The 20,508-nt window shown below is 64.2% G+C and carries 19 protein-coding genes; 10 read left to right on the top strand and 9 right to left on the bottom strand.

Features of this window, described 5'->3' with window-relative positions:
- Position 1: 1 nt before the first annotated feature.
- The 3 genes from VM94_RS23475 to VM94_RS23465 form a co-directional block, all read right to left on the bottom strand.
- Complete coding sequence (locus VM94_RS23475) at positions 2-1,435, bottom strand: Dyp-type peroxidase (protein WP_046685703.1); 1,434 nt, start codon at positions 1,433-1,435, stop codon at positions 2-4.
- Between the two features lie 68 nt (positions 1,436-1,503).
- The gene (locus VM94_RS27460; RefSeq protein WP_052755913.1) at positions 1,504-1,962 is read right to left on the bottom strand and encodes a hypothetical protein; all 459 of its coding nucleotides are present in this window, start codon (positions 1,960-1,962) and stop codon (positions 1,504-1,506) included.
- A gap of 276 nt (positions 1,963-2,238) precedes the next feature.
- A complete protein-coding gene (locus tag VM94_RS23465) occupies positions 2,239-3,300 on the bottom strand; it encodes an AI-2E family transporter (protein ID WP_046685702.1) in 1,062 nt (353 codons plus the stop codon).
- Positions 3,301-3,497: 197 nt separating this feature from the next.
- Between VM94_RS23465 and VM94_RS23460 the strand changes: the two genes are divergently transcribed.
- Entirely contained in the window at positions 3,498-4,124 is a 627-nt protein-coding gene (locus VM94_RS23460) for a flavin reductase family protein (RefSeq protein ID WP_046685701.1), read from the top strand.
- Positions 4,125-4,126: 2 nt separating this feature from the next.
- Here the strand turns inward: VM94_RS23460 and VM94_RS23455 are convergent, their stop codons facing one another.
- Genes VM94_RS23455 through VM94_RS23445 form a run of 3 tightly spaced genes read right to left on the bottom strand, consistent with a single transcriptional unit; the run spans position 4,127 to position 7,402 of the window.
- Positions 4,127-5,461, bottom strand: coding sequence for an MFS transporter (locus VM94_RS23455; protein WP_082127884.1), 1,335 nt, complete (start codon positions 5,459-5,461; stop codon positions 4,127-4,129).
- Between the two features lie 34 nt (positions 5,462-5,495).
- Entirely contained in the window at positions 5,496-6,293 is a 798-nt protein-coding gene (locus VM94_RS23450; protein ID WP_046685700.1) for a substrate-binding domain-containing protein, read from the bottom strand.
- 17 nt (positions 6,294-6,310) lie between these two features.
- Positions 6,311-7,402, bottom strand: coding sequence for a porin (locus VM94_RS23445; protein ID WP_046685699.1), 1,092 nt, complete (start codon positions 7,400-7,402; stop codon positions 6,311-6,313).
- 111 nt (positions 7,403-7,513) lie between these two features.
- On the opposite strand from VM94_RS23445, the gene VM94_RS23440 reads away from it, so the two are divergent.
- The gene (locus tag VM94_RS23440) at positions 7,514-8,428 is read left to right on the top strand and encodes a LysR family transcriptional regulator (protein ID WP_046685698.1); all 915 of its coding nucleotides are present in this window, start codon (positions 7,514-7,516) and stop codon (positions 8,426-8,428) included.
- Between the two features lie 6 nt (positions 8,429-8,434).
- Here the strand turns inward: VM94_RS23440 and VM94_RS23435 are convergent, their stop codons facing one another.
- On the bottom strand, positions 8,435-9,277 hold the full coding sequence (locus VM94_RS23435; protein ID WP_235433002.1) for a FadR/GntR family transcriptional regulator: 843 nt from the start codon (positions 9,275-9,277) through the stop codon (positions 8,435-8,437).
- Positions 9,278-9,435: 158 nt separating this feature from the next.
- Between VM94_RS23435 and VM94_RS23430 the strand changes: the two genes are divergently transcribed.
- From VM94_RS23430 to denD, 6 genes are read left to right on the top strand one after another with little or no spacing between them, the layout of a single operon-like run.
- The gene (locus tag VM94_RS23430) at positions 9,436-10,764 is read left to right on the top strand and encodes an MFS transporter (protein WP_046685696.1); all 1,329 of its coding nucleotides are present in this window, start codon (positions 9,436-9,438) and stop codon (positions 10,762-10,764) included.
- Between the two features lie 14 nt (positions 10,765-10,778).
- Complete coding sequence (gene ltnD, locus VM94_RS23425) at positions 10,779-11,702, top strand: L-threonate dehydrogenase (RefSeq protein WP_082127883.1); 924 nt, start codon at positions 10,779-10,781, stop codon at positions 11,700-11,702.
- Positions 11,699-13,000: a 3-oxo-tetronate kinase gene (otnK, locus tag VM94_RS23420; RefSeq protein WP_082127882.1), complete on the top strand. Its 1,302-nt coding sequence runs from the start codon at positions 11,699-11,701 to the stop codon at positions 12,998-13,000. The genes ltnD and otnK overlap by 4 nt, the downstream gene beginning before the upstream one ends.
- Positions 12,997-13,641 carry a 3-oxo-tetronate 4-phosphate decarboxylase gene (gene otnC, locus VM94_RS23415; protein ID WP_046685694.1) on the top strand — a complete coding sequence of 215 codons (645 nt, stop codon included), beginning with the start codon at positions 12,997-12,999 and terminating at the stop codon, positions 13,639-13,641. The genes otnK and otnC overlap by 4 nt, the downstream gene beginning before the upstream one ends.
- A 20-nt stretch (positions 13,642-13,661) precedes the next feature.
- The gene (otnI, locus tag VM94_RS23410) at positions 13,662-14,453 is read left to right on the top strand and encodes a 2-oxo-tetronate isomerase (RefSeq protein WP_046685693.1); all 792 of its coding nucleotides are present in this window, start codon (positions 13,662-13,664) and stop codon (positions 14,451-14,453) included.
- 2 nt (positions 14,454-14,455) lie between these two features.
- The gene (gene denD / locus VM94_RS23405) at positions 14,456-15,433 is read left to right on the top strand and encodes a D-erythronate dehydrogenase (protein WP_046685692.1); all 978 of its coding nucleotides are present in this window, start codon (positions 14,456-14,458) and stop codon (positions 15,431-15,433) included.
- On the opposite strand, the gene VM94_RS23400 is transcribed toward denD, so the two are convergent.
- Positions 15,430-16,272, bottom strand: a complete 843-nt coding sequence (locus tag VM94_RS23400) for a helix-turn-helix domain-containing protein (RefSeq protein WP_052755912.1) — start codon at positions 16,270-16,272, stop codon at positions 15,430-15,432. The genes denD and VM94_RS23400 overlap by 4 nt on opposite strands.
- Before the next feature lie 56 nt (positions 16,273-16,328).
- Between VM94_RS23400 and VM94_RS23395 the strand changes: the two genes are divergently transcribed.
- Entirely contained in the window at positions 16,329-16,823 is a 495-nt protein-coding gene (locus VM94_RS23395) for a DUF3224 domain-containing protein (protein WP_235433001.1), read from the top strand.
- 141 nt (positions 16,824-16,964) lie between these two features.
- Here VM94_RS23395 and uvrB read toward each other — a convergent pair whose 3' ends face one another.
- Positions 16,965-19,058: an excinuclease ABC subunit UvrB gene (uvrB, locus tag VM94_RS23390; protein WP_046685690.1), complete on the bottom strand. Its 2,094-nt coding sequence runs from the start codon at positions 19,056-19,058 to the stop codon at positions 16,965-16,967.
- A 112-nt stretch (positions 19,059-19,170) separates the two neighbouring features.
- Between uvrB and VM94_RS23385 the strand changes: the two genes are divergently transcribed.
- Complete coding sequence (locus tag VM94_RS23385) at positions 19,171-20,385, top strand: amino acid aminotransferase (protein WP_185982127.1); 1,215 nt, start codon at positions 19,171-19,173, stop codon at positions 20,383-20,385.
- Positions 20,386-20,508 lie beyond the last annotated feature (123 nt).

Here is a 20,508-nt window from a genome sequence, read left to right as displayed (position 1 = left end):
CCTAACTCAGGCTTGCCAAGTAGCGCAATCCCGTGATGCTGGGGAAGAAGCAATACACGCCGCCACGCGTGATGACGCTGCGCGAGAAATGCTGCAGTTTCTTATTGCCGCTGCCCTTGGCGCCCACGCCCGGCAAGGTGAAGGAACTGGCGCTCGGGTCGTTGATGCCCAGGAATACGTCCTGGCCGCTGATGTTGAGCGTGGCATTGCCCGCCTCGGGGCCGGCCGGGCCGACGGCCGATTTGACGAAGGTAGCGTCATCGTTCCATTGCTGCATCAGGAATTCGAACTGATTGCGCAGGTTGGCGTTGATGAAATAGCCGACCAGTCCCCGCTGCTCTGCGATGGGCGTCACCGGATCGTATTCGCTGCCGTAGGGCATGGCGCGCCGCACGATGCGGTGGTGGCGGGCCGAGGTGCCCACGACGCCTTCATCGCGCGGATTGTTGCGCCGGATATGCGCGCCGACCGGGCATTTCAGGCCCAGCGTGTCGTCCTTTCCCGGCTGCGCATCGACATAGTGAAAGTGGTTCAGGCTGGCGTCCGGCAGCACGGGCCCCGGCTCGTCCGGCGCGAGCACGAGCGGATTGCCGTTGCGCCAGCGTCCGCACATCTTGGCGGCCACCATCTCGGTACTGAGTCCGGAGCTGGCCGCGCCCTGGCTCAGAATACTGTCGAACAGGGGCACGTCCTGCTCCAAGATGCGGAAGGCGGCATAGCTGCCATTGGTGGACAGTTGCGGCGGCTGCACCTGATAGGTGCCGCCGTTTTCATTCGGATAGCCGAGCAGGAATTCGCCCGTCTTGACGCTGTTGAGCGGGTCCGGGTCGTATTCGCGCTCGTGCTTGCGCGGCGGGGCGCCGTCGACGTCCGGCTGGGCGATATTGTCGCGGTAGCCGAAATGCACGCGGTTGCCTGGCAGTGCCACGCCATCGTGCGCATACAGTTCACGCCAGCCGGCGGCAAAGGCGCCACGCAGCTTGGCCGACGTTGCCTGCAGCACTTCCTCCGATTCGCTGACCCACAGGCTCAGCATCGCATGCACCTGGCCGGCTTTGGTGGCCGGTCCCAGGTTGGCGAGCCAGTGTTCGGGGGCGCTGTCGCCCACGTCGCCCACGGCGGCGACGCTGGCCGGATCGGCCGCACCCCGTTGAAATGCCTGGTCGAAGGTGGCCAGGTCGGCTGCGGTTATCCCCAGCGCGGACAGGCCGGGAGCGGTAAAACTGATATTCAGAAAGCAGGGCGGCTTGGGATGGATATGGCGCGCGGTGGTAATGGTCGGCAGCCCGTCGCTGCCGTCGAGCAGGGCCGCGATGGTGCGCCGCGCCTGCGCCGCATCCGTGATGCTGAAGATGAAATGGCGCGCCAGGTTGACGCGGTAGCCGCGCAGGATCGTGCCTTGCACGTCGTCGTAATCGATGGTGGGATCGGCCATGCTGTCTCTCCGGGGGGCTGGGGTGGCGGGGCCGCTTGCGCAGCCCCGGCGTGGCGTTCAGTTCAGGCTCAGACGGAAGCGAGGATTTGCTGGACGGTCTGCGGATAGGCGCTATACAGGCCCGTGTTAGGCACGTGCTGCGCGGCGTCGTTGGCGGTGATGAAGGCTTCGAATGCGGCCACATGGTTGGCAACGGGCATGAGCGCCTTGCCGCCCACGACAAACTGCAGCAGCGCGTCGAATACCTCGCCCAACTGCGCCACGAAATCCTCGATGTAGCCATTGAAACTGCCGTCATACTCGGTGATCACGCCGATGATCAGGGTGTCGGAAGTGCCCGTCTTGCTGATGTCGGGCAGCAGATTGGCTTGGGAGCGGTCAAACAGGGTGAAGCGGGCAAAGTGCACGGTACCGATATCGGTGAGTGCGGCATTGATCTTCGTCTGATATTCCTGCAACGCGGCGGCGATGGAGATCGGATTGGTGCCGGGTAGTACCGGCATCAGTAAGCACAGTGGATTTGCCATGGGAGGCTCCTCATTACGTGGTTGTCGGGACGACCGACACTACGCCGCGGCTCTTGCTGCGTCAAAAACTATATTTCTGTATTTGTTGTTAAATGTATACTATTGCAACATGATAGTTGCTATGAAATGCGGTCTCATGTGAAGAGTCGCCGAGGCTGGCCGGCGCCGGCGGGCACTCTGCCGCCCGGCTGTTCCAGCCTGTTTCGGGATGCGCAAGGGGCGCCGTCGGCAGCGCCGGGTTTTGAAGGGCTTATTTTTGCAGGATGGGACGGCGCCTCAATCCTCGGCCTGGAACTCGCTGGCCGAGACGAACAGGTCCCACGAGGCGATGAACAGGGCCGCGACCACGGGGCCGATGACGAAGCCGTTCAGGCCAAACAGGGCCATGCCGCCCACGGTCGACAGCAGCACCACGTAGTCGGGCATCTTGGTGTCCTTGCCCACCAGGATGGGGCGCAGCACATTGTCGACCAGGCCGATGACGAAGACGCCGAAGGCGGCCAGGCCTGCGCCTTGCCAGATGGCGCCCGTGGCCAGGAAGTAGACGGCCACGGGTGCCCAGACGAGGGCGGCGCCGACGGCCGGCAGCAGCGACAGGAAGGCCATCAGCACGGCCCACAGCAGGGGCGCCGGCACGTCGAGGAACCAGAACGCCAGGCCGCCGAGGGCGCCCTGGGCGATCGCCACGAGGATGTTGCCCTTCACCGTGGCGCGGATCACCGTGGTGAAATTGGTGAACAGGCGCTGCTTGTACTTGCGGCTCAGCGGCACTGCGCCCTTGATGCGGGCCGACAGGGTCGAGCCATCGCGCATGAGGAAAAACAGCAGGTACAGCATGATGCACAGGCTGGTGAGGAATTCGAAAGTGTACAGGCCCACGTTGATGGCTTTCACCGCCACCACCTGGCTCACCTGCGTGGCGCCCTCGGCCAGCTTGTCCTGCATGCTGGCCAGGCTGGTCAGGTTGAAGCGGTCGAGTAAATTGATCAGCCATTGCGGCAGCACGGCCATGATTTTATTGAAGAACATGGCGACCGTGAATTCGCCCGAGCGTACCATTTCCACGACGCTGGCCGCCTGGTTCACGAGCGATACGGAAATGAGCGACAGCGGCAGGATCACGATGACGATGATCAGCAGCAAGGTCAGCAGCGACGCCAGGCCGGCGCGCCCCTTGGTTTTCAGCAGCAGCCAGCGGTACACGGGCGCGAACAGGATCGCCAGGATGACGCCCCAGAAGATGGCGCCCGCATACGGCGCCAGTATCCAGCCGAAGCCGATGGTGACGATGCTCAGGAGGAGCAGGAACACTTTCTGGTGCAGCGTGAGGGTAGGCATGGGCGGTAGCGGAATGATAAGGGTTGAGTTGTCCCATCATAAGCGAGGCATGGCGCGACGCGCCATACAATTGTCTCGATGCGTGCGCGAGCGCACCTGGCGCCGGCGGTCTGACAGCGCGGTGGCGGCAATTCCAGTAAGCTGTCGCTCCAGGCGTTCCATCCCGGGCGCCTTTGACTTCGACTTCAGGAACGCGCGTGGCCGACAATATTCACTTTTATGAACCTGCACAGGGCCATGGCCTGCCGCATGACCCTTTCAATGCCATCGTGGGGCCGCGACCCATCGGCTGGATTGCTTCGCGCAGCAGCGAGGGCGTGCTCAATCTGGCGCCGTACAGCTTTTTCAACGCCTTCAATTACCATCCGCCGCTGATCGGTTTTTCCAGCATCGGCCGCAAGGATACCTTGCGCAATATCGAACAGACGGGCGAATTCGTGTGGAACCTGGCCACCCGCCCACTGGCCGACGCGATGAATACCAGCTGCGCGCCGGCGCCGCCCGAGGTCGACGAATTTGCGCTGGCCGGCCTGACGCCTGCCGCCTCGCGCATCGTCAATGTGCCGCGCGTGGCGGAAAGCCCCGTCTCCTTCGAATGCCGGCGCACGCAGATCATTGAACTGCAAGGCGTCAATGGCGACGGTGTCGGCAGCTGGCTGGTGCTGGGGGAAGTGGTGGGCGTGCACATCGCGCGCCACCTGTTGACCGACGGCGTGTACGACACGGCCGCCGCCGCGCCGATCTTGCGCGGCGGCGGTCCGGCCGATTATTTCGAGATCGGACCGGACAGCCTGTTCCACATGCGCCGGCCCGCCTGGCCGTAACATCATGCGGGGAGCGGATGGCGCTCCCTGACGATGCCGCGATAGATCAGCCACGTCGCCAGCAGGCTGATGGCGCCGGCGCCTGCCATCCAGTAGCCTGGCGCCGCCTTGTCGCCGGTGCTCTCGATCAGCAGGGTCGACACCAGCGGCGTCATTCCGCCGAACAGCGCCGTGGCCAGGCTGTAGGCCAGCGAAAAACCCGTCGTCCTGACGCTGGCCGGGATGATTTCCGTCAGCGCGACGATGGTGGCCCCGTTGTAGCTGCTGTACAGGAAGGACAGCCACAGCTCCACCATCAGCATGTGGTCGAAACTGGGATGGGCGACCAGCCACGACAAGGCCGGATACGCCGTCAGCACCGTCAGCGCCGAGCACACGGCCATGATGGGCCAGCGCCCGATGCGGTCGGACAGTGCACCCATGACGGGCAGCCAGATGAAGTTCGACAGGCCGATGCACAGGGTGACGAGCAGGCTTTCCTCGGTGCTCAGTTTGAGCACGTTCTTGCCGAAGGTCGGCGTGTAGACGGTGATCAGGTAGAACGCGACCGTCGTCAGCACGATCAGCATCGTTCCGGCGACCACCAGCGGCCAGTTGAGGGCGATCGTCTTGAGCATTTGCCGGAACGTCGGATGCGATTTGCGCGTCAGGTAGGCCTCGGTCTCCTGCAGCGAACGGCGGATGTAGAACACCACCGGAATGATGGAGCAGCCGATGAAGAACGGGATGCGCCAGCCCCAGTCCGCGATGAATTCCTTGCTCAGGGTTTCATTGAGAAAGTAGCCCAGCGCGGCGGAAAAGATGATGGCGACTTGCTGGCTGGCGGACTGCCAGCTGACGTAATAACCCTTGTTGCCGGGTGTCGCCATCTCGGACAGGTAGACGGATACGCCGCCCAGCTCCACGCCGGCGGAAAAGCCTTGCAGCAAACGCCCGATCAGCACGAGGAACGGCGCCAGCAGCCCGATGGTGGCATAGCCGGGCACGAAGGCGATCAGCGCCGTGCCGGAAGCCATGATGGCCAGGGTGAGCACCAGCCCCTTGCGGCGGCCGATACGGTCGATATAGCTGCCGAGGATGATGGCGCCCAGCGGCCGCATGAAAAACCCCGCGCCGAAGGTGGCGAACGTCATCATCAGGGCCGCGTATTCGCTGGTGGCGGGGAAGAAGGCCTTGGCAATGTACGTGGCGTAAAAGCCGAACAGGAAAAAATCGTACATTTCGATGAAGTTCCCGCTCGTCACCCGGATGACGGTGGCGATGCGGGAGGGCGGAGGCACTTGCGCGCGCGGCGTTGCGGCCTTGGCGATGGGTGCGGCGGTGGAGGGAATGGCCATGATTTACCTATTGATGAAAGATGAGTGACGTCGCCTAGTGCGCCGCTGTCGCCGCTGCCGGTTCCAGTCCGGTCGCTTCGATCGCGCCCGCGTTGGCAGGGGCGGCGAGGAAGCGCAGCAAGGCGCGGCCGGCTTCCGGTTCCTTGCCGCCCGGGACCAGCGCCGCCGAAAACTGCGTCATCTTCTGCACTTCCGGCGGCAGCAGGCCGACGATGTCGATGCCGTCGACCGGCAGCAGCTCGCTGCGCTGCTGGCAGCCGAAATCGGCCTGGCCATGGGCGATGATTTCGCCGACGGGGGTGGCGGGAATTTTTGCGGCCTTGCCCTGCATCTGCTGCGAAATCTGCAACTTGTTCATCAGCTGCGTCTCGATGTAGACGCCGCTGGCGCTGTCCGAATAGGCGACCTTGTCCGCCTTCAGAAAGGCGCTGCGCAAGCCCTCGGTGGTGCTGATGTCGGGCTTGGCCGCGCCGCGCCGCACGGCGCAGGCAATCGGCGAATTGGCCAGGACCACCTTGCTGCCGGGGACCAGGCGGCCTTCCTGCATCAGCTTGTCGAGTGCGTCGCCCACCATGATGACGACGTCGATCTGCTCGCCGCGCGCCAGGCGCGCCGGGATCGCATTCTTGGTGGTGCCCATCGACGGCCCCCATTCGGAAACCAGATGGTCGCCGCTGGCGCGCTCGTAGGCGGGGGCGAGGTTTTTGTAGGCCTGGGCGAAACCGCCCGAGCTGACCACGCGGATGTCGGCGGCATGGGCCGCGCCGGCGGCGAGCAGCGTGAAGCCGGCCAGTAGGGGGGCGGAGCGCCGCACGAGGGTCTGTTGAAGCATGGTTGTTTCTCCTGTCGTTAAAATTTGTGCATGAGGCCGAGCGTCAAGCCCATGCCTTTGCGGTCGTTGGCCCGCGTTCCCGTGACGCCGGCCGCATCGCCTTGCCACGTGGTGTAGTCCGATTCGAGATACAGGGTCGAGCGCGGCGAGAGCGTTTTTTCCAGGTAGGCGAAAGCACGCTGGAAGCCGTCGTCGACGTGGCCTGTGGCGCTGCGCCGCACCTTGTAGTAGGCGGTCGTGAGCAGCACGTCCTGCGCCATTTGCCGGCTTACGCCGGCCGACATCACGCTCTGCCGGACCGACTTGCCGGCGTCCACGTCGGCGCGGTTGACGCCCAGGTTGGCCTTGAACTGCCAGGCGTCCATCTTGTAGGCGGCGCCCACGGTGGCGGCGTCGAGGCTGCGGTTGTCGCGATTGCGAAAGCGCATCACTGCCCCCGACATGGCCAGCCCCGCCTGCTGGTATGTCAGGGCGCCGCCCCAGGTCGACAATGACGACGTGGCGCCCGCCACCTCGCCAAAGGAATAGGCGGCGCGCGCCACCACCGGCCCGAGGTTGGCGCTGGTTTTCACCATGTTGTCGAGCCGGTAGAAGTTGTCGGCATAGCCGCTGCTGCCGTATTGCTGGCCGAACGAATGCCGGCCAAAAGCCGTGTTGCTCAAGCCCGTGATGTTGACGTTCGGATTGAAGGAGGCATAGCGGATACCCAGCGGGTCCACCGGTGCGATGGCGTCGGCCAGCAAGGTCGCCTGGCGCCCCAGGGTCACGGAGCCCAGCGGCGACTTGAGACCGACCCACGCTTGCCGGTCGAACAGCTTGTCGGATTTGGCCGCGCTGCCCGTGTCCAGATTCAGGCCACCCTCGAGGCGGTACAGCGCCTGCCAGCCGTCGCCGAGGTCTTCCTGGCCGCGCAGGCCCCAGCGGCTCGTGTTGTTGATGCCGCTGCTGACGGCGGGCGTGGTGCCGCCGGGCGTGGGCGCATTGGCGGCGTTCAAGCCTTTACCATAGCGGATGCCGGCATCCGCGATGCCATACAAAACCGCGCCGCTCTGGGCCAGGCAGGTGCCGCTGGCCGCGAACAACAGCGCGAACGTGGAACAATGTCGCATGGTGTCTCCCTCTTTTTTGAGTGATGCCTTCTTGGCGAGGCTCAGCATTAAGACCCCATCATCGTTGAAATGGCATAATTTGATAATTGCAATTTTTCCGGAGATTCATGCATGCAGCGCATCAATTACGAACTTCACGATTTGCAGGCCTTCGTGGCCGTGGCGGAGCGCAACAGCTTTCGCCAGGCCGCGGCCGACCTGTTCCTGTCGCAGCCGGCACTGAGCCGCCGCATCGAAAAACTCGAGGATGCGCTGGGGGTCAAGCTGTTCGAACGCACCACCCGGCGCGTGCAGCTGACGAATGTGGGACAGGTGTTTCTGGTGAACGTGCGCGATGCGCTCAACGGCCTCGAGGATGCCGTGCTCGGTGTCGCCGACCTGGCCGCGCACCGCACCGGGACGGTGACGTTCGCCTGTGTGCCGTCAGCCGTGTGGCACTTCCTGCCGGACGTGCTCAAGCGCTTCAGCGCGCAGTTTCCGAAAATCCGCGTGCGCGTGCATGACGAAAGCGCGCAGGATGTGCTCAACCTCGTGCTGACAGGCGAGGCGGATTTCGGCATCAGCTTTACGGGCGCGGAAAATCCGGAGATTCTTTTCCAGCCCATCTATGTCGAAACCTACGTGCTGGCGATGCGGCACGATCACCGGCTGGCCAAGCGCAAGAAGCTGAGCTGGAAGGATACCGTCGACGAACGCTATATCTCGGTGGCCAAGTCGAGCGGCAACCGCAGCGTGCTCGATGCGGCGCTGGCCGGTGTGGAAAAGCACCCGTGGATCTCGTGCGAGATCAACCACGTGTCAGGCATCTTGGCGCTGGTGGAGTCGGGCTTGGGCGTGGCGGCCGTGCCGGGGCTGTCGATTTTGCCGGAGCGGCAAGGCACTGTGGTCGGCGTACCGCTCGTCAATCCCGCCGTGAAACGGACATTGGGCTTGATCAGCCGGCATCAGCATGCGATGCCGCCCGCGTCGCGCACCCTGTTCGACATGATGAGCGCGAGCATAGGAAAGCAGGGGCGGCGGGTGTGAGCGGTCTTATTTTTGCATGATGGGATCGCGCCCCAAGGTGCGCGCCAGCGCGCCGCCGTCGCCGCGCCAGAATTCGCGGTCGGCCAGGCGCACGCGCTCGGCCGCGTGCTGCATGTGTTCCATGGCCGCCTGGCGCGCCCGCTGCGGGTCGCCGTCGGCGATCGCCTGGACGATCTTTTCATGTTCGCGCCGCACCTCGATGGAGAAGTCCGTGCGCCGCGCTTCATTCGCGCGCGTCACCTTGACGGCCGAGCGGATCGGGTCGGCGAACATGGCAACGAATTTCGGCCAGTAGGGATTGCCCGTCGCTTCGGCGATGGACAGGTGCAGGCGCACGTCTTCTTCCACGCCGTCGACGCCGGCCGCCACGGCTTCCTCGATGCGCCGCAGCGCGTGTTCGATGTCGGCCAGCTGGCCCGGCGTGCGCCGCACGGCCGCCAGCGCGGCGATTTCCGCTTCCAGTCCCTGGCGCACCTCGATCAGGTTCAGCAGCGATTGCACCGACTGCTCCGTCAGCTCGTCGCCCCGTTCGCCCGTCTTCGCGCCATCCTGCGCGCACACGAACGTGCCGCTTCCCTTGCGCGTGGCGACGATGCCGTCCGCCTGCAGCAGGGCGATGGCTTCGCGCAGCACCGTGCGGCTCACGCCAAAGTGGCTGGCCATCGCCTGTTCCGACGGCAAGCGCGTGCCGCCGGCCAGGCCATCGTTGTGGATTTGCTGGCGCAGCCGTGCCGCTACCCGCGCACCCAGGGTGCCGGTGGTGAAACTGCCCGCGGCGGGCTCCGGCGGGGGAAGGGTAAAGCGGAACGTGCGGTCCATCGGGTGCATCCTTGTGCTAGCGGTTCTCATGGGGCTTGCCTGCTTGCCATTATATGGAATATACAGCTTGACACACACAAAACACACACATAATATACATCCATACAAATTTTAGACAAGTTGCCAGCCACCTCCGGTGGACCATAAAAACCCGGCACGGTCGATCCCCCAGCGATCAGGAGACAAGCATGGACGTATCACAAGCATTGGCCGGGCAGCCGGCCGACGCCGCCGCAAGCCAGAAAACCATCGACGACGCCGTCTACCGCAAGGTGACCTGGCGCATCATTCCCTTCCTCATGCTGTGCTACATCGTCGCCTATCTCGACCGTGTCAACGTGGGCTTCGCCAAGCTGCAAATGCTGGCCGACCTGCAGTTTTCCGAAACCGTGTACGGCTTGGGCGCGGGCGTGTTCTTCCTCGGTTACTTCCTGTTCGAAGTACCCAGCAACGTGATGCTGCACAAGATCGGCGCGCGCGTGTGGATCGCCCGCATCATGATCACGTGGGCAGTCATCTCGGGCGCATTCATGTTCGTCACCACGCCGACCCAGTTCTACGTCATGCGCTTCCTGCTCGGCATCGCCGAGGCGGGCTTCTTCCCCGGCATCATTCTTTATCTGACCTACTGGTATCCGTCCGAGCGCCGCGCGCGCATGGTGTGCACCTTCATGGCCGCCATTCCCGTGGCGGGCCTGATCGGCGGCCCCCTGTCGGGCTGGATCATGGAAACCTTCGCCGGCTGGCACGGTTATGCGGGCTGGCAGTGGATGTTCGTGCTCGAAGCGATTCCCGCCGCGCTGATGGGCGTGGCCGTGCTGCTGTATCTCGACAACAGCATCCGCGCCGCGAAGTGGCTGACGGAAGATGAAAAAGTCATCCTCGAGCAGCGCATCGCCACGGAAGCGCAAGGCAAGGTATCGCACCCGTCGATCCGCGCCATGTTCGCCGACCCGCGCATCTGGGTCATGGCCCTGATTTATTTCTGCTGCGTGATGGGCCAGTATTCGCTGACCTTCTGGCTGCCCAGCCTGATCAAGGCGGCCGGTGTGACGGGCGTGCTGAATATCGGTCTCTTTACGGCGATCCCGTACTCGGTGGCCGTGGCGTCGATGATCTTGCTGGGCCGCAGTTCGGACAAATACCGCGAACGCCGCTGGCACATGGCCATCCCGCTGGTGGTCGGCGCCGCCGCCATCGTTTGCAGCGCGCTGGCCGGCGCCCATAACACGGGCTGGGCCATCTTCTTCCTGACGATCGCCGCCGGCGGCATCCTGGCCGCCTCGCCGATGTTCTGGAGCTTGCCGACGGCTTTCCTCGGTGGCGTCTCGGCCGCCGCCGGCATCGCCGCCATCAATTCGGTGGGCAACCTGGCCGGCTTTGCGGCGCCGTACATGATCGGTTCCATCAAGGACCTGACGCAATCGACCGACATCGCCATCTACCTGCTGGCCGGCATTCTGGTGATCGGCGCCATCATCATCATGCGGGTGCCCGCCAAGCTGGTGAACAAATAAAACTGGAGTAGCAGATGAACGTAGAAATGAAAAAAGTGGGCGTGATCGGCCTGGGGGCCATGGGCATGGGCATCGCGCAATCGTTGCTGCGCGCCGGCTTTGAAGTACATGCCTGCGACGTGCGGCCCGAAACCGTGCAAAAGCTGGTCGACCAGGGCGCCCATGCGGCGCAGTCTCCCGCTTCGCTGGCGGCGCAGGTGCAAGCCTTGCTGATCGTCGTCGTCAATGCGCAGCAGACGGAAGCCGTGCTGTTCGGCGAACACGGTGCGGCCAGCACGCTGGCGCCAGGTAGCGTGGTGATCGCCTGCGCCACCGTGGCGCCCGAGTTTGCCGAGGCCCTCGGCGCGCGCCTGGCAGACATGGGACTGCGCTTCATCGATGCGCCCATTTCCGGCGGCGCGGCCAAGGCGGCTGCCGGCGAGATGTCGGTCATGGCGGCCGGCGCGCCCGATGCATTCGATGCCTGCGCCGGCATTTTCGACGCCATCTGCGCCAAGCTGTACCGCTTGGGCGAACAGCCGGGCCAGGGTTCGAAAGTCAAGATGATCAACCAGTTGCTGGCCGGTGTGCACATCGCCGCCGCCGCCGAAGCGATGGCGCTGGGCTTGCGCGCGGGCTGCAACCCGGACGCCCTGTACGAAGTCATTTCAAACAGCGCCGGCAGTTCCTGGATGTTCCAGAACCGCGTGCCGCACATTTTGAAGGGCGATTACACGCCGCTGTCGGCCGTGAATATCTTCGTCAAGGATTTGGGCATCGTGCTCGATTACGCGAAGAAAAGCGTGTTCCCGTTGCCGCTGTCGGCCACGGCGCACCAGATGTTCATGCAGGCGTCGGCGGCAGGCTTTGGCGGCGAGGACGACTCGGCCGTCATCAAGACTTTCCCGGGAATTACTTTGCCGGCGAAGGCGTCACTGAATCAAGAGGAACCATCATGACCGTACTACTGGGATGTATCGCCGACGATTTCACGGGTGGCACCGACCTGGCCGGCATGCTGGTCAAGGCCGGCATGCGTACGGTGCAGCTGATCGGCGTGCCGCAAGGTCCGCCGCCAGCCGACGTCGACGCCGTCGTCATCGCCCTCAAGTCGCGCACGAATGCGCCCGAGGAAGCCGTGGCCGAATCGCTGGCCGCGCTGGCCTGGCTGCAGCAAGCCGGATGCAAGCAGTTCTACTTCAAATACTGCTCCACGTTCGACTCCACGCCGCGCGGCAATATCGGCCCTGTGGCCGAAGCGCTGATGCGCGCGCTCGACACGGACTTCACCATCGCCTGTCCCGCATTCCCCGCCAACGGCCGCACCATCTACAAGGGCAACCTGTTCGTCGGCGACGTGCCGCTGGCCGAATCGGGCATGCGCGAGCATCCCCTGACGCCGATGACGGATTCGAACCTGGTGCGCGTGCTGCAGCAGCAGGTGCAAGCCAAGGTAGGCCTGGCCGATTTCTCCGTGGTGGAAAAGGGCGCAGCCGCCATCGCCCAGCGCTTCACGGATTTGCGCGGCCAGGGCTGCCATTTCGCCGTCGTCGATGCTGTCTCGAACCGCGACCTGGAAGCCATCGGCGCCGCCTGCGCCGACTTGAAACTGATCACGGGCGGCTCCGGCATCGCCCTGGGACTGCCGCAAAATTTCCGCCAGCGGGGCCAACTGGCGCCATCGCCGGCGGGCCAGGCGGGGCGTTTGCCGCCACCGACGGGTTTGCGCGCCGTGATCTCGGGCAGCTGCTCGGTGGCCACGCAGCAGCAGGTGGCGCACATGCGTGAACTGGCGCCGGCGTTCCACGTCGACCCGATGCAGCTGGCCGCAGGCGGCGAAGTGGTCGACGCCGTGGTGGAACAGGCCTTGGCCTGGGCCGGCGCGCACCTGGCGCAAGGCCCGGTATTGATCTATGCCACGGCCACGCCGGACGCCGTGCGCTCCGTGCAGGCGCAGCTGGGCGTGGAGCGGGCCGGCGCCCTCGTCGAGGAAACCCTGGCCGCCATCGCGCAAGGGCTCGTGCGCCTCGGCGTGGGCCAGCTGATCGTCGCCGGCGGCGAAACCTCGGGCGCAGTGGTGAAAGCGCTGGGCGTGGCTGGCTTGCGCATCGGTCCCGAGATCGATCCTGGCGTGTCGTGGACGCAAGCCTTGCCGGTGCCGGGCGACGATGGCATGGCGCCCTTGGCGCTGGCGCTGAAGTCCGGCAATTTCGGCACGGCCGATTTCTTCAGCAAGGCTTGGCAGGTGCTGGCATGAGCGCCGCCGAATCGCGCCAGCGCGAACAGATCGTCGACTTCGGCAAGTCGCTGTTCGAGCGGGGCTTGACGGCCGGCAGCAGCGGCAACTTGAGCGTGCGGCTGGATGACGGCTGGCTGCTGACGCCAACGAATGCCAGCCTGGGGCGGCTCGATCCGGCGCAGCTGTCCAAGCTTGATTGGGACGGCAATCTGATCAGCGGCGCGCCGCCGTCAAAAGAGGCGTTCCTGCACCGCGCCATGTACGAAGAGCGCGGCAGCGCCGGCGCCATCGTGCATTTGCACTCGACCTATTCGGCCGCCGTGTCCTGCATGTGCGGCTTGAACCATCACGACTGCATCCCGCCGCTCACGCCATATTTTGTAATGAAGGTGGGGCGCTTGCCGCTGGTGCCGTATCACCGGCCGGGCGACCCGGCGCTGGCGGGCGCGATTGGCGCCATGGCGCGCAAGCACTCGGCCGTGCTGCTGGCAAACCACGGTCCCGTCGTGTCGGGCACCAGCCTGGAAGCGGCCGTGTATGCGGCCGAGGAACTGGAAGAGACGGCCAAGCTGTTCCTGCTGCTGCGCGACGTACCCACGCGCCCGCTCGACGCGGCGCAGATCGCGGACCTGAAGCACACGTTCAAACTCGACATATAAGATTCCCAAGGAGATACCGCATGCCCCGTTTTGCCGCCAACCTGACCATGATGTTCAACGAAGTCCCATTCCCGCAGCGCTTTGCCGCCGCGGCGCAAGCGGGTTTTAAAGGCGTCGAATTCCTGTTCCCGTATGACCACGCATCGCAGGAAGTGGCCGGCTGGCTGCGCGAGCACGGTTTGACAAATGTGCTGTTCAACCTGCCGCCGGGCGACTGGGGTGCCGGTGAGCGGGGCATCGCTTCGCTGCCGGGCCGCGAAGAAGAATTTCGGCTTGGGGTGGCGCGCGCCATCGAGTATGCGCTGGCGCTGGGTACGCCGCGTGTGCACATGATGGCGGGCTTGCTGCCCGTGGGCGCCGACCTCTCCCTGCACCGCGCCACCTACCTGGCCAACCTGCAGTACGCGGCCCAGGCCGTGGGCCAGCACGGCATCGAGCTGTTGATCGAACCGATCAACGGGCGCGACATGCCCGGCTACTTCCTCGTCACGCAGGCGCAGGGCCACGCGCTGCGCCTGGAGTCGGGCGCGGCCAACGTCAAGGTACAGATGGATTTTTACCACACGCAGATCGTCGAGGGCGATATCGCCATGACGTTCAAGAACCACTTCGACGGCATCGGCCACGTGCAGATCGCCAGCGTCCCGGCCCGCAATGAACCGGACGATGGCGAAGTCAATTACCCGTATCTGTTCACGCTGTTGGACGAGCTGGGCTACGACGGCTGGATCGGCTGCGAGTACCGTCCGCGCGGGCGCACTCAGGATGGCCTGGGCTGGCTGGCCGCTTACAACAACAAACAAGGAGCATGAAAATGAAAGTACTCATTACCGGCGGCGCCGGTTTCCTGGGACAGCGCCTGGCGCGCCAGTTGCTGGCGCAAGGCCAGCTGACGGACAGCCACGGTCAGTTGCAAACGATCAGCGAGCTGGTACTGGTCGACGTGGCGGCCGCGCATGATTTCAACGATGCGCGCGTGACAGTCGTCACGGGCGACATCGCCGACGGCGCTCTCATGCGCGCCACCATCGATGCGCAGACCAGCTCGATCTTCCACCTGGCAGCCATCGTCAGCGGCCAGGCGGAAGCCGATTTCGAGCTGGGCATGCGCATCAACCTCGATGCCTCGCGTTTGCTGCTCGATATCTGCCGCGAACTGGGACACAAGCCGAAGGTCGTGTTTACCAGTTCCGTGGCCGTGTATGGCGGTAAGCTGCCGGACGTGGTGCAGGATACGACGGCCTTGAACCCGCAGTCGTCGTACGGCGCGCAAAAGGCCATCGGCGAATTGCTTCTCAACGATTACAGCCGGCGAGGCTTTGTCGATGGCCGTGTGCTGCGCCTGCCGACCATCAGCGTGCGTCCCGGCAAACCGAACAAGGCCGCGTCCTCGTTCGCCAGCGGCATCATCCGCGAACCGTTGAATGGCGAGGCGGCCGTCTGCCCCGTGGCCACCGATTTGCGTCTGTGGCTGCTGTCGCCGCGCGGCGCCATCGCCTCGCTGATCGCCGGCCATGAACTGGCGGGCGAGGCGTTCGGCGCCAGCCGCACGGTGAACTTGCCGGGTTTGAGCGTGAGCGTGGGCGAGATGATCGCCGCACTCGAAGAAGTGGCCGGCAGCGCAGTGACAACCCGCATCAGCTACGCGCCCGATCCGGCCGTCGAGCGCATCGTCAAGAGCTGGCCCGGCGCCTGGGATACCCAACGCGCCGAAGCGCTGGGCTTGACGGCCGATGCGGATTTCGCCGCCATCATCCGCGCGTATATCGACGACGTGAAAGCGGCCGGCTAGGCGTCTGTTTCGCGCTGCGAGCGGCGATAGTCTAGCGGCGTACTGCCCACCAGTTCCGCAAAACTGCGGCTGAAATGGGCCTGGTCAAAAAAGCCCAGTGCATGCGCCAGGCTGGCCAGGTCGGGCGCATCGGGCTGCGCCAGGCGCCAGATCGCTTCCTGCAGACGGTAGCGCTGTATCACCCATTTCGGCGGCACGCCCACGTAGTTGGCGAACAGGCGCTGCAGCCGGCGTTCGCCGATACCCATTTTTTCGCACAGCTGCGCCACGCTCGCCGGGCCGTTGTGGGCCGCCGCCGCGGCAGTCAGCCTGGCGGCCAGCAGGGCCGCGTCATCGACCTGCGGCAGCCTGGCCAGCAGCAACGCCTGTGCCTGCGCCACCATGGCCGCATCGCCGGCTTGCCGCAGCACCAGCGCCTCGGCTTGCCCTGCCGGCATGTCCAGCAGGGCATCGGCGGCGATGGTCGTATCGGTGAACGATGACAGGGGCTGCGTGATGAACGGGCGCAGGCCACCCGGCGCAAAACGCACGCCCAGCACCTTGCCCGCACCGGTCAACTGCCTGTCAAAGGCGCCGCGCACGACGCCATGGATGGCCGTGCGCCCAAGGTCGAACACCAGGTGAGCGTTTGGATAGGGCAGCACGCGCTGCGTCTCCGGCGCGCAACCCCGCCTGTCCCATTCGACCACCCAGAAATACTCGACGAACGGCGCCAGCGGGTCAGCCGGTGGATAGGTCGCCAGCCGTATGCGGCGCGCCGCGGCCTGCGGGTCGACGATGCCTTTCGGCGCCTGGCCGCGCGCGGCGAGCACATTGCGCGTGCTGTCGGCTTTATCCAATATTTGTCTCCTGCGCGGCCTTAAGCTGGTTCTCTCGCATCGATTGAAAGGGAATCATGAAATCACACAGTTTGTCCGGCCTGATGCTGGCCGCATGTTGTCTATCGGTGGCGCCAGCCGGCGCCGCTTCGTCTGCAGAGGGAGATCATCGCATGCGTGCGCACGCCACGGGAAGTTTCAGCATTACCATGACGCCATCCGCGGCTCCCCAGCGCACGGGGCGCACGACCCTGGGCAAGGTGCTGCTCGACAAAGTCTATGCCGGCGACCTGGTCGCCACGGCCAAGGGCGAGATGCTCAACGCCGTCACCGACACCAAGGGCGCGGCCGGCTATGTCGCCATGGAAGCCATCACGGGCGTGCTGCAGGGCAGGGAGGGCAGCTTCGTGGCGCAGCATGCGGGCACCATGGCCGATGGCAAGCAGCTGCTGTCCATCGTCATCGTGCCGCATTCCGGCACGGGGCAGCTGACGGGCATCAGCGGGACGCTGGCCATCCGCATTGAAAACGGCCAGCATTTCTACGACATCGACTATTCGCTGCCGGAGTAGAGCAAAGCCCATGGGCAGCGGTCCTGTAGGCGCTGGTATGGTCAAGGTAGCGAGCGGCTCAGGTAGGTCGGATTAGCGGCAAGGCCGCGTAATCCGACACCGCCAGCGCCAACGATGTTGTCGGATTACGGCCCGCAGGGCCTAATCCGACCTACCTAGTATCGACGCCACGTTGTCCGTACCCGGTGCGCCGAACAGCTGCTGCTTGAGGATATGCAGCTGGTCGCGCACTTGCGCCGCCTTTTCGAACTCGAGGTTCTTGGCGTGGTCGACCATCAGTTTTTCCAGGCGCTTGATTTCCTTGCTGACCTGCTTCTCGCTCATCGATTCGAACTTGGCCGCTTCCTGCGCCACTTGCAGGGTTTCGCGCGCTTCCTGCGGGCTGTAGACGCCATCGATCATTTCGCGGATCGATTTCTTCACGCCGATCGGGATGATGTTGTTCGCCGTATTGAAGGCGATCTGCTTGGCGCGGCGGCGCTCCGTCTCGTCGATGGCGCGGCGCATGGAGTCCGTGATACGGTCGCCGTACAAAATCGCCGTGCCGTTCAGGTTACGCGCGGCGCGGCCGATGGTCTGGATCAGGCTGCGTTCGGAACGCAAGAAGCCTTCCTTGTCCGCGTCGAGGATGGCGACCAGCGACACTTCCGGCAAGTCCAGGCCCTCGCGCAGCAGGTTGATCCCCACCAGCACGTCGAAGGTGCCCAGGCGCAGGTCGCGCAGGATTTCCACGCGCTCCACCGTCTCGATATCGCTGTGCAGGTAGCGCACCTTGATGCCATGGTCACCCAGGTATTCCGTCAATTGCTCCGACATGCGCTTGGTAAGCGTCGTCACCAGCACGCGTTCGTCCTTCTTGATGCGCTCGACGATTTCCGACATCAGGTCGTCCACCTGGCTGCTGGCCGGGCGCACGATGATCTGCGGGTCGACCAGGCCCGTGGGGCGCACGACCTGTTCGACCACCTGGTCGGAATGGTTCTTTTCGTATTCGGCCGGCGTGGCCGAGACGAACACGGTCTGGCGCATCTTCTGCTCGAATTCCTCGAATTTCAAGGGGCGGTTGTCGAGCGCCGACGGCAGGCGGAAGCCATAGTCGACCAGATTCGTCTTGCGCGAGCGGTCGCCGTTGTACATGGCGCTCAGCTGGCCCGTCAGCACGTGCGACTCGTCGAGGAACATCAGTGCGTCGGGCGGCAGGTAGTCGACCAGGGTCGGCGGCGGTTCGCCCGGCAGCGCGCCGGACAGGTGGCGCGAGTAATTCTCGATGCCTTTGGTAAAACCGATTTCCGCCATCATTTCCAGGTCGAAGCGCGTGCGCTGTTCCAGCCGCTGTTCCTCGATCAGCTTATTTTCCTTGCGGAAGAACTCGAGGCGCTCGCGCAGCTCGTCCTTGATGGTTTCCACGGCGCGCAGCACGGTGGAGCGAGGTGTCACATAGTGCGAGCCCGGGTACACGGTGAAGCGGGGGATTTTCTGGCGTACGCGGCCCGTCAGCGGGTCGAACAGCTGGATCGATTCGATCTCGTCGTCGAACATTTCCAGGCGCACGGCCAGCTCCGCATGCTCGGCGGGGAAGATGTCGATCGTGTCGCCGCGCACGCGGAAGGTGCCGCGGCCGAAATCGACCTCGTTGCGCGTGTACTGCATCTGGATCAGGCGCGCGATGACGTCGCGCTGGGCGACCTTGTCTTTTACGCGCAACGTCAGGATCATCTGGTGGTATTCGTTCGGATTACCGATACCGTAGATGGCCGAGACGGTGGCGACGATGATGACGTCGCGCCGTTCCATCAGCGACTTGGTGCACGACAAACGCATCTGCTCGATATGTTCGTTGATCGACGAGTCCTTTTCGATGAACAGGTCGCGCTGCGGCACGTAGGCTTCGGGCTGGTAGTAATCGTAGTAGCTGACGAAGTATTCGACCGCGTTTTGCGGGAAAAAGTCGCGGAACTCGCTGTACAGCTGCGCCGCCAGCGTCTTGTTCGGCGCAAAGACGATGGCGGGCCGGCCCATGCGCGCGATGACGTTGGCCATGGTGTAGGTCTTGCCCGAACCGGTCACGCCCAGCAGGGTCTGGAAGGCCAGTCCGTCGGCAATCCCCTCTGACAACTGGTCGATTGCCGTGGGCTGATCGCCGGCCGGAGGGAAGGGCTGGTGCAGCTTGAACGGGGAGTCCGGGAAAGAGATAATTGCGCTTTCCGCCTCGCTGGCGGTAGATAATTCGGGCATGTGAATCAGACCTTTGTTAGAATAGTGCTCTGCTGGCGGCCCTGGCGTTGTATTTTGGGGCGCTGTCTACAACTCCGCTGTGAACCTGCTTCCAATCGAATCCAATCTTATCATGACGAACCCAACTGTTTCTGCCAGTCTGTTTAGCGCCATCGAGATGGCCCCACGCGACCCGATCCTGGGCATCACCGAAGCATTTAACGCGGACCAGAATCCCGCCAAAATCAATCTGGGCGTTGGCGTCTATTATGACGACAACGGCAAAGTGCCTCTGTTAGCTTGCGTACGCAAGGCAGAAGCGATCCTGATCGAACAGGCGGCGCCACGCACCTATCTGCCGATCGAAGGCCTCGCCGCCTACGACAAGGCTGTGCAAGAACTCGTATTTGGCGCCGATAGCGCCGTAATTCAAGAGCGCCGCGCTGTTACCGTGCAAGCCATTGGCGGCACGGGCGCACTGAAGATCGGTGCCGACTTCCTGCAGCGCTTCGCGCCGGGCGCGCAAGTCTACATCAGCGACCCGAGCTGGGAAAACCACCGCGCGCTGTTCGAAAACGCCGGTTTCGTCGTGAACAACTACGCGTATTACGATGCCGCCACCCATGGCGTGAACTTCGACGGCATGCTGGCCAGCCTGAACGCCATGCCAGCCGGCTCCATCGTCGTGCTGCACGCCTGCTGCCATAACCCGACCGGCGCCGACCTGAGCGTGGCCCAGTGGGATCAGATCATCAGCGTGGTGACTTCGCGCGGCCTGGTGCCGTTCCTGGACATGGCCTATCAAGGCTTCGCCAACGGCATCGCCGAAGACGGCGCCGTGGTGCGCCGCTTTGCCGACGCGGGCGGCCCGCTGCTGGTGTCGAACTCGTTCTCGAAATCGTTCTCGCTGTATGGCGAGCGCGTGGGCGCCCTGAGCGTCGTCGCATCGAGCGCCGATGAAGCGGCCCGTTTGCTGTCGCAGCTGAAGCGCGTCGTGCGCACCAACTACTCGAACCCGCCTACGCATGGCGGCAAGGTGGTCGCCACCGTCCTGGCCACGCCGGAACTGCGCCAGTTGTGGGAAGAGGAACTGGCCGGCATGCGCGTGCGCATCCGCGAAATGCGCAATGCCTTCGTGGAAAAACTGAAAGCCAAGGCGCCAGGCCACGACTTCGAATTCGTGCGCCAGCAAATCGGCATGTTCTCGTACTCCGGCCTCACCAAGGAGCAGGTGGCGTCGCTGCGCGAGCAATCGATCTACGCCGTCGACACGGGCCGTATCTGCGTGGCAGCATTGAACTCGCGCAATATCGACATCGTTATTGACGCGATCGCCAAAGTGCTTTAATATCTTGCTTCTTCGGCGCTGCATGCAAGTGCGGCGCTGATGGCGGTAGAAAGTCGGCGATGGCCGTGTTTGTGAAGATGCAGTATCAGTCTTGCAAATATGGAACAAGCGACATATAATATT

It is taken from the genome of Janthinobacterium sp. KBS0711, assembly GCF_000988085.1.
In the GTDB taxonomy this organism is placed as follows: domain Bacteria; phylum Pseudomonadota; class Gammaproteobacteria; order Burkholderiales; family Burkholderiaceae_D; genus Janthinobacterium; species Janthinobacterium lividum_E.
This window is presented reverse-complemented; position numbering and strand designations above follow the sequence as displayed.